Source organism: Paenibacillus forsythiae T98 (genome assembly GCF_000520735.1).
Taxonomy (GTDB): Bacteria; Bacillota; Bacilli; order Paenibacillales; family Paenibacillaceae; genus Paenibacillus_AQ; species Paenibacillus_AQ forsythiae.
The window spans coordinates 1-421 of the sequence record NZ_ASSC01000228.1; the positions used below are offsets into that span (position 1 = coordinate 1).

Annotated in this window: 1 protein-coding gene; it reads left to right on the plus strand. The window is 67.7% G+C overall.

What is annotated here, in order from left to right:
• A partial coding sequence (locus tag L692_RS32495; protein ID WP_025698783.1) for a hypothetical protein occupies positions 1–421 on the plus strand: 421 nt, incomplete at both ends.

A 421-nucleotide genomic window follows, 5' to 3' on the forward strand; every position in this document is an offset into this window, starting at 1 on the left:
TACGACAGCTTGACGGAAGAACAGCAGGGGCTGGTGTCTGCGGCGGCGGTCGATAAGCTGGCGGCGGCAGAAGTGGCGATTGCGGTGCTGGAAGCAGGCGCGGAGCAGGAAGCGCAGGATCAGGCGGCAGCGAAGGCGGTTGCAGACAAGATCGATGCCCTGCCTGACCCGGTGACGCTGGCTGACAAGGCGGCGGTTGCGGCAGCGCGGCAGCAGTACGGCAGCCTGACGGAAGCTCAGCAAGCGCTGGTGTCCTCCGGGACGCTGGAGAAGCTGACGGCGGCGGAAGCGGCGATTGCGGCGCTGGAAACGGCGGCGCAGCAGGCCGCAGCGGACCAGAAGGCGGCGAAGGCGGTGTCTGACAAGATCAACGCTCTGCCGGGTCAGCCGACTCTCGCGGACAAAACTGCGGTGACGGCGG